Here is a 7522-nt window from a genome sequence, read left to right on the forward strand (position 1 = left end):
CCGGGCAGCCCGCCGGGGGCGGGACGGGCATCTCGCAAGATCGTCGAGATCCGGCACCGTGGCGGTCGCCCCGCCGCCACGGGTCCCCGGCCCGGTCGCGCCCGGTGACCTCGGGAGGGCGTCCGGTGTACGCAGCGCATGGGGACCATGCGTCCCACCGTCCGGTTAGGATGACGCGCATGCGCTGGGTGGGGCGGTTGTTCGAGGAGCGCTACACGGCGGTCCGCCTCACCGTCGTCGGGCTGAGCGGCGTCGGCTACCTCACGCTGACCCCGGAGGGCGCCGCGCTGAACACCGCCGACCTGGTGCTGGCGATCGCCGTGCTGGTCCTCGGGTATGTCGGCGTCCGGTGGCCGTTCGCGGCGGTGTGCGTGATGGCGGCACTGACCGGCCTCGGCGGGTTCGTCGGCGGCCACGACGACTCGGTGCCGACCGTCGGGCTGGCCTGGGCGCTGTTCGAGCTCGCGGCGCGCCGCCGGGGCCGGCGGATCGCCGTGGGTCTGCTGCTGGGCCTGGCCGGGCACGTCTTCTCCGACCTGGACGAGTTCCTCGGCGGCGTGGCGACCGTGTCCTACGGGGCGCTCGCGGCGACGGCCGGGCCGCTGCTGCTGGGCCTGCACGCGCGGGCGCTCGCCGAGCTGAACCGGCAGGCCGCCGAACGCGCCGACCGCGACCTGGAGCGGGTGCGTGCCGAGGAGCGCACCAGCATCGCCCGCGAGCTGCACGACCTGGTCGCGCATCACGTCGCGTCGATCGTGCTGCGGACCGCGGTCGCCCGTGACGTGCTGCCGCTGGCCGATCCGCGGGCCCGGCAGGTGCTCGACGACGTGCACGCCACCGGCACGGCGGCCCTGGCCGACCTGCGGCGGCTGGTGACCGTGCTGCGCGACCCGGACGCGGCGGGGCGGGTGCTGTTCGTGGACCCGGAGGGCCTGCCGGTGGCGCTGGACGCGGTCGTGGACCGCAGCCGGGGGCTGGGCCTGACCGTGCAGACCGAGATCGACCCCGCGGTGGTGCGGCTGGACGCGCGTACGGCACTGGCCCTGCTGCGGCTCACCCAGGAGGGCCTGGCCAACGTGGCCCGACATGCGGGCACCGAGACGCGGGCCCGGTTGTGCGTGCGGGTCGACGGCGACCAGGTCGTGTTCGAGCTGGCCGACTCCGGCGGACGCACGGCTGCGGCGGGCGCGGGCGGTGGTGGGTACGGCCTGGTCGGCCTGCGGGAGCGGGTCGAGGTGCTCGGGGGCGTGCTGCACGCGGGTCCGACCGGTGACGGCTGGCTGCTGCGGGCGCGCATCCCCGCCCATGCCGCGGACGCCGGGGCGATCGCCCCGAGGGCTGAGGGTGCTCCCTCGGCTGCGGGCCGGCTGCGGGGTGCGGTGTGATCCGGGTGCTGCTCGTCGACGACCAGCAGCTGGTGCGGGCTGGCCTGCGCATGCTGTGCGAGTCCGTGCCGGACATGGAGGTGGTCGGCGAGGCGGCCGACGGCGCGGCCGCGGTACGGCTGGCCGAGCAGCTGCACCCGGACGTGGTGCTGATGGACCTGCGCATGCCCGGGGTGGACGGCACGACCGCGACGGCCCGGATCCTGGCGCAGCGCCCGTCGGCCCGCGTCGTGGTGCTGACGACGTTCGACGACGACGACCACCTGTATCCGGCGCTGGCCGCGGGCGCGTGCGGGTTCCTGGTCAAGGACGCGAGCCCGGGTGAGCTGCTCGACGGGGTGCGCCGCGCCGCGGCCGGCGACAGCCCGTTCAGCCAGACCGTGCTGCGCCGCCTGGTCGACCAGGCCGTGCGCACCCAGGGGGCGCGGGCGCCCGCACCGGCACCGGCGGGGCTGACCGAGCGCGAGCGCGAGGTACTCGGCCTGGTCGGCGCCGGGATGTCGAACCCCGAGATCGCGGCGCGGCTGCACCTGGGCGTGACGACGGTCAAGACGCACGTGGCGAACCTGATGGCGAAGACCGGCGCGGCCAACCGCGTCCAGCTCGCCGTGTACGCGGCGAGCGGCGAGCCCGGCTGAACGGCGGCTCATCCGGGGCGCAACCCGGGTGGCGGTCATCCGCGTCCACATTGTGTGATCAGGTCTCGTCTGCGCCGGATGCCCGCGGTCCTCGCCCTCGCCACGCTGGGGGTGGTGGCCGGCTGCGACCCGTCCCCCGCCCCGGAGCCCGCGCCGAGCAGCGGTGCGAGCGCCGCGCCGGAGGTGGTGGAGCAGCCGGGCCCGGGCGACCACCGGCTGAGCACCGAGTGGAACGGCAAGCGCCGCACGTTCACCGTGCACGCCCCGCCGTCGTACGACGGCAGCCGCCCGCTGCCGCTGGTGGTGGTCATGCACGCGTACCCGGGTGACGGCACCGAGGTCGCCGCGACCAGCGGCATGAACGCCAAGGCGGACAAGGAGGGCTTCCTGGTCCTCTACCCCGACGGCTGGGCGGGTGGCATGAACGCGCTGATCTGCTGCGGCGGCGAGGACGACGTCGGCCTGATCAGGACGCTGGTGGCGCGAGTGGTGCAGCGGTGGAAGGCCGATCCGGCCCGCGTCTACGCCACCGGCATCTCCAACGGCGGCGACATGTCGGTCCGGCTGGCCGTGGAGCTGTCCGACGTGTTCGCGGCGGTCGCGCCGGTCAGCGGCGGCATCGGCGGCCGGGCGCTGAACGACGGCGCGTACCGGCCGACCAGGCCCGTCTCGATGATCACTTTCATCGGCGGGCTGGACCGGTATCACGCTCAGTTCACGTCCGGCTTGAACGCCTGGCGCGAGCGCCTGGCCTGCGAGCTCTGGCCGAAGAACGGGCCGCGCATGACCCAGGGGGTCAAGCGGGAGCAGCTGCGCTGCGCCGACGGCAGCGTGCTGGTGATCTACGACATCGCGGCGATGGGGCACAGCTGGCCGGGCGCCAACGGCGGGCCGATGACCTACCCGGAGAGCCCCGTCCCCGCGACGGACGCGATGTGGGACTTCTTCAAGCAGCACACCCGGTCCTGACCCGTGGGCGGCTTCGTCCGGGCACGCGCGTACGGCTGCGTGCGTGCCCGGCGACCGGGTCAGTCCAGCAGCCAGTAGCGCAGCTGGACGCCGTAGGGGGTCAGCATGAGCACGGCGACCGCGGCCGCGAGCACCGTGCCGGTGAGCTCCCAGGCGCGCACGCCGCGGCTCACGTCGCGCCACCGGGCCGCGACGTGGATCGCGCCGGCGGCGGCGGTGAGCAGCCCGAGGGGCACGGCCACGCCGTACAGCACCATCACGTAGCCGATCACGACGATCCACAGCAGCGGGTTCCAGGCGCTGCCGGGCAGGTGGTCCTTCGGGTCGCCGTAGCGCTCCAGCCCGGGGTCGGCGAGCCCGGCGTAGTCGCCCGTGGCCACGGCCGCGGCGAGCAGCGGCACCAGCGCGCCGAACGCGAAGAGCACGACGAAGGCGTACTGGAACCCGATCACGACGAGCGCGCCGCGGCGGGCGACGGACGGTGCGGTCTGCGTGTCCATCCGCGCCACGCTACGGGACGGCGGGCGCGGACGATGCCCCGTCAGGCGGCGCGCAGTGCCTGGAGCAGGGCGGCCGTGTCGGTGATCTCGTTGGCGATGGTCGGGCCGTTGATCTCGTGGGCGGCGTGCATGGCCTCGTGGCTGAACGCGGCGGTCGCGTCGCGTACCAGCGTGATGTGGTAGCCGCGCTCCATGCCGAACCGGGCGGTGGACTCCACGCAGGTGTTGGCGATCAGCCCGATGAGGATGAGCTTGTCGACGCCGTGCTGCATGAGCTGCACGTCGAGGTCGGTGTTGGCGAACCCGCTCTGCGCCCAGTGCTCGTGCAGCAGCACGTCGCCGGGCTGCGGCTCGAAGTCGGGGTGCCACTGCCCGCCCCAGGTGCCGACCGCGAACAGCTGGATGCCCGCGGCGCGCTGCAGGTATGGCGTGGCGTTGCGCCAGGTCTCGTAGTCGCCGGGCTGCCAGCGGCGGTGGCGGGAGTAGAAGACCCGGATCCCGGCGGCCCGGCAGGCGGCCACGATCTGGCGCATGTGCTCGATCAGGTCGACCGACTCGGCGACGTCCTTGAGCTGGGGCCAGCGTTTGCCGCCCTCGCTGATGAAGTCGTTGTAGGGGTCCGTGATGATCAGACCGGTGCTGCCGCTGTCGTACGCCACCATGCCCGTCCCCCGAAAACGCAGGTCACCCGAGCCTACGTCCGCCCGTGGGCCGGTGGGGCCGGTTCACCCGGCCCGGCCGGTGGGTACGCTGCCGCACGGAACCCGGGGTGCGGACGCGAGGAGGCGGCGATGGTGACGCGGGTGGCGATGTGGTCGGGGCCGCGCAACGTGTCCACCGCGCTGATGCGCAGCTTCGGCGCCCGGCCGGACACGCTGGTGGTCGACGAGCCGCTGTACGCGTTCTACCTGGCCGCGACCGGCCTGGACCACCCCGGCCGCGACGACGTGCTGGCCGCCCAGCCGCAGCGCTGGCAGGACGTGACCGCCCGGCTCACCGGCCCGCTACCGGGCGGGATCGGGGTGTACTACCAGAAGCACATGACCCACCACCTGCTGCCGGAGGTGGGCCGCGAGTGGCTCGGCGAGCTGGCCAACGCGTACCTGATCCGCGACCCGGCGCACGTGGTGGCGTCGTACGCGAAGGTGCGCGGCGAGCCGACCCTGGCCGACCTGGGCTACGCGCAGCAGTCCGAGATCTTCCGGGCGCACGGCGGCCCCGTGGTGGACGCCGCCGACCTGCTGCGCGACCCGGCCGGGGTGCTGTCGAAGCTGTGCGCGGCGCTGGGCATCGGCTGGGACCCGGCGATGCTGAGCTGGGCGCCGGGCCCGCGCGACACCGACGGGGTGTGGGCGCCGCACTGGTACGCCTCGGTCGAGGCGTCGACCGGGTTCACCGCGTACGACCCGTCCCCGGCGCGGGTGCCCGACCGGCTGCGCCACCTGGTCGACGCGGCGCAGCCGTACTACGCCGAGCTGCACGCCCACCGCATCACCGCCTGAGCCGCCGGCCCGCGCCTGCGCCGAAACGCGATCGTGCCGCGGCGCGGATCGTGTCAGGATGCCCGGCATGGCTGAACGCGCGCTGAGCTTCGGCACCATGGCGCAGGCATACGAGAGGTTCCGGCCGGGCTATCCCGACGAGCTCTTCGACCTGGTGATGGCGTACGCGGGCCGGCCGGTGCGGACCGCCCTGGAGATCGGCGCCGGGACGGGCAAGGCGACGCGCCTGTTCGCCCGGCGCGGGGTCACCGTCACCGCGACCGACCCGGACGCGGCGATGCTCGCCGAGCTGCGCAAGTACGTGCCGGCGGCCGTCACCACCGTGCGGGCGGCGTTCGAGCAGCTGGCGCCGGGTGAGCGCTACGGGCTGGTCTACGCGGCGGCGGCGCTGCACTGGACGAGCCCGGAAGGCCGGTGGCCGCGCATGGCCGCGCTGCTGGAGCCCGGCGGCGTGTTCGCCTCGTGTGGCGGCCCGGTCCGGCTGGCCGACCCGGCGGTGGAGGAAGCCGTGCAGGCGGCCCGCGCGCCGTTCCTGGACAGCGACGACATCCCCTCCCCGGACGGGACGCCGCCGGAGGAGCCCATGCAGTGGCCGGGCACGGAGCTGCAGCGCACGGCGTTGTTCACCGACGTGCGGCAGTCCGTGATCGAGCGGCGGCTGACGATGAGCGCCCGCGACTACGTGGGCCACCTGTCCACGATCTCGGCCTACCTGGTGCTGCCCGCGGCCACGCAGGATCAGATCTACCGCCGGATCCTGCGGGTGCTGCCGGACACGGTCGAGATCGACGCCGACATCATCGTCCACCTGGCGCGGCGCAGCGACCGGTAGCGCGCGGCGGCACCGGTCCCGCCCGAGCGTGGGATCAGAGCACGGGCGTGCCGGTGCTGCGGGCGTGGGCCTGGTAGATCTCGGCGAGTCGCTTGGTGACCGGGCCGATCCGGCCGCCGCCGAGCACCCGGCCGTCGATCTCGGTGACGCCCGCGATCTCGCCCATGGTGCCGGTGCAGAACACCTCGTCGGCGGAGTACATCTCGGCCAGCGACACGTCGCGCACGTCCACCTCGATCCCGGCCTGCGCGGCCAGCACCAGCACGGTCGCCCGGGTGATGCCCTCCGGGCAGGCGACGGTGCGCGGCGTGGCCAGCACTCCCCCGATCATCGCGAACAGGTGGGTGGCGTTGGTCTCGGCGACGAAGCCGCGCCCGTCGAGCATGAGCGCGTCGTCGGCCCCGGCGAGGGTGGCCTCCATCTTCGCCAGGATCGAGTTGATCAGGTTGTTGTGGTGGATCTTCGGGTCGAGCACGTCCGGGCCGGGCCGCCGCACGCTGGAGGTGGCCAGCTTGAGCCCGCTCGTGTCGTACACCGGCGCCTTGTGCTCGGCGAGCACGATCAGCGTGCAGCCGGACTGGTTGAGCCGCGGGTCCATGCCGCTGGTGACCTTGACGCCGCGGGTCAGGGTGAGCCGCAGGTGCACCCCGTCGGTCATCTCGTTGGCGCGCAGCGTGGCGGTGATCGCCGCGGTGATCTCGTCGTCGGAGGGCACGTCGGCGAAGCCGAGCGCCGCGGCCGACCGGCGCAGCCGGGCCAGGTGCGCGTCGAGCGCGAAGATGCGGCCCTGGTAGAGGCGCAGCCCCTCCCATACCGCGTCACCGCCCTGCACCACCGAGTCGAACGGGGAGATCCCCGGCTCGTCCCGGTGACGCAGGACGCCGTTCACCCAGTACCGCAGGTCGGCGTTGCGGGCGTCGTAGCGCTGAAGCATGGCGATCTCCTCGTGACGTCGGCGTCCCAAGGAGATCATGTGCCGGTCGGCCGGGCCCGCACCGGGTCACCGGCCGGCATTCGGCGCCGCGTCAGCGGGCGGCGGGCACGGTGGCGACGGGGTAGGGCGCGTCGCGCAGCAGTCCGGCCAGCATCGCGCGGTCGCGCCTGGCGGGCGCCTGGAGCACCAGCAGCGCCGTGCCGGGCGTGGTGAGGTCGGGCGGCGGCTCGCGGCGTACGTCGACGGCCGGGAAGTGCGCGGCGGCCGAGTCGACGTCCGCGGTGAACGGGTCCCCGTCGCGGGCGGCAAGGTCGCAGGCGAGCAGTGGGACCCCGCGCGTGGCCGCCTCGGCGAAGGCGAACGCCACCGCCGGGGCCGCCGCGGCGGTGCCGGTGCCGGCCAGCACGACCGGTGCGCCGGGTTCGACCCGTGTCGCGGGCACGGTGAGCACCGGGACCCCGGCGCGGCCGGCGAGCCGGGCGGTGCCGCGTACGTCGGCCGGGTCACGCCCGGTGACCAGCATGGCCGCCTGGCCCGCCTCGCGCTGCAGTGCCCGCGACAGCGACCGGCTCGTGCCGTGCAGGCTGACGCCGGTGCCCGGATGCTCGCGCCGCAGTGCGGCGACCGCGTCCCGGGCGACGTCCGCGGCCGGGTCGGGCCCGGCGAAGACCTCCGGCGGGTACGGCGCCATCGCCACCGGGTGCGCAAGGACGTGAAGCTGCGCCCGCAGGAGGTCAAGATGGCGTCGTCGCTGGTCGACTC

General features: G+C 74.6%; 8 protein-coding genes and 1 pseudogene. 5 read left to right on the top strand and 4 right to left on the bottom strand.

Annotated features, from left to right (window positions below; all coding sequences use genetic code 11):
• The first annotated feature begins 179 nt into the window (after window positions 1-179).
• From AB0J67_RS37685 to AB0J67_RS37695, 3 genes are all read left to right on the top strand, one after another.
• Window positions 180-1385 (top strand): histidine kinase, encoded by a 1206-nt coding sequence (locus AB0J67_RS37685; RefSeq protein WP_363490019.1) that lies wholly within the window; start codon window positions 180-182, stop codon window positions 1383-1385.
• Window positions 1382-2023, top strand: a complete 642-nt coding sequence (locus AB0J67_RS37690; protein ID WP_363490021.1) for a response regulator transcription factor — start codon at window positions 1382-1384, stop codon at window positions 2021-2023. The genes AB0J67_RS37685 and AB0J67_RS37690 overlap by 4 nt, the downstream gene beginning before the upstream one ends.
• 78 nt (window positions 2024-2101) lie before the next feature.
• Window positions 2102-2992, top strand: a complete 891-nt coding sequence (locus AB0J67_RS37695; protein ID WP_363490023.1) for a PHB depolymerase family esterase — start codon at window positions 2102-2104, stop codon at window positions 2990-2992.
• A 59-nt stretch (window positions 2993-3051) separates the two neighbouring features.
• Here the strand turns inward: AB0J67_RS37695 and AB0J67_RS37700 are convergent, their stop codons facing one another.
• Together AB0J67_RS37700 and AB0J67_RS37705 are read right to left on the bottom strand one after the other, a co-directional pair.
• Window positions 3052-3492 (bottom strand): hypothetical protein, encoded by a 441-nt coding sequence (locus tag AB0J67_RS37700; RefSeq protein WP_363490025.1) that lies wholly within the window; start codon window positions 3490-3492, stop codon window positions 3052-3054.
• Window positions 3493-3533: 41 nt separating this feature from the next.
• Window positions 3534-4154: a cysteine hydrolase gene (locus tag AB0J67_RS37705; RefSeq protein WP_363490027.1), complete on the bottom strand. Its 621-nt coding sequence runs from the start codon at window positions 4152-4154 to the stop codon at window positions 3534-3536.
• Window positions 4155-4283: 129 nt separating this feature from the next.
• Here AB0J67_RS37705 and AB0J67_RS37710 point away from each other — a divergent pair, with 129 nt between their 5' ends.
• Both AB0J67_RS37710 and AB0J67_RS37715 read left to right on the top strand, forming a co-directional pair.
• Window positions 4284-4994 (top strand): HAD family hydrolase, encoded by a 711-nt coding sequence (locus AB0J67_RS37710; protein WP_363490029.1) that lies wholly within the window; start codon window positions 4284-4286, stop codon window positions 4992-4994.
• Window positions 4995-5061: 67 nt separating this feature from the next.
• Window positions 5062-5826 (top strand): class I SAM-dependent methyltransferase, encoded by a 765-nt coding sequence (locus tag AB0J67_RS37715; RefSeq protein WP_363490031.1) that lies wholly within the window; start codon window positions 5062-5064, stop codon window positions 5824-5826.
• Window positions 5827-5860: 34 nt separating this feature from the next.
• Here AB0J67_RS37715 and AB0J67_RS37720 read toward each other — a convergent pair whose 3' ends face one another.
• Together AB0J67_RS37720 and AB0J67_RS37725 are read right to left on the bottom strand one after the other, a co-directional pair.
• On the bottom strand, window positions 5861-6760 hold the full coding sequence (locus AB0J67_RS37720; protein ID WP_363490033.1) for an aminotransferase class IV: 900 nt from the start codon (window positions 6758-6760) through the stop codon (window positions 5861-5863).
• Between the two features lie 91 nt (window positions 6761-6851).
• Window positions 6852-7522: pseudogene (locus AB0J67_RS37725) on the bottom strand (hypothetical protein); the annotation flags it as partial.

It is taken from the genome of Catellatospora sp. NPDC049609, from assembly GCF_040675365.1.
GTDB lineage: Bacteria > Actinomycetota > Actinomycetes > Mycobacteriales > Micromonosporaceae > Catellatospora.

What these genes read in the sequence shown, in the direction of transcription:
- AB0J67_RS37710 (WP_363490029.1), top strand. Translation starts at nt 4,284, where the DNA reads ATGGTGACGCGGGTGGCGATGTGGTCGGGGCCGCGCAACGTGTCCACC.
- AB0J67_RS37700 (WP_363490025.1), bottom strand. Translation starts at nt 3,492, where the DNA reads ATGGACACGCAGACCGCACCGTCCGTCGCCCGCCGCGGCGCGCTCGTC.
- AB0J67_RS37685 (WP_363490019.1), top strand. Translation starts at nt 180, where the DNA reads ATGCGCTGGGTGGGGCGGTTGTTCGAGGAGCGCTACACGGCGGTCCGC.
- AB0J67_RS37695 (WP_363490023.1), top strand. Translation starts at nt 2,102, where the DNA reads ATGCCCGCGGTCCTCGCCCTCGCCACGCTGGGGGTGGTGGCCGGCTGC.
- AB0J67_RS37705 (WP_363490027.1), bottom strand. Translation starts at nt 4,154, where the DNA reads ATGGTGGCGTACGACAGCGGCAGCACCGGTCTGATCATCACGGACCCC.
- AB0J67_RS37720 (WP_363490033.1), bottom strand. Translation starts at nt 6,760, where the DNA reads ATGCTTCAGCGCTACGACGCCCGCAACGCCGACCTGCGGTACTGGGTG.
- AB0J67_RS37715 (WP_363490031.1), top strand. Translation starts at nt 5,062, where the DNA reads ATGGCTGAACGCGCGCTGAGCTTCGGCACCATGGCGCAGGCATACGAG.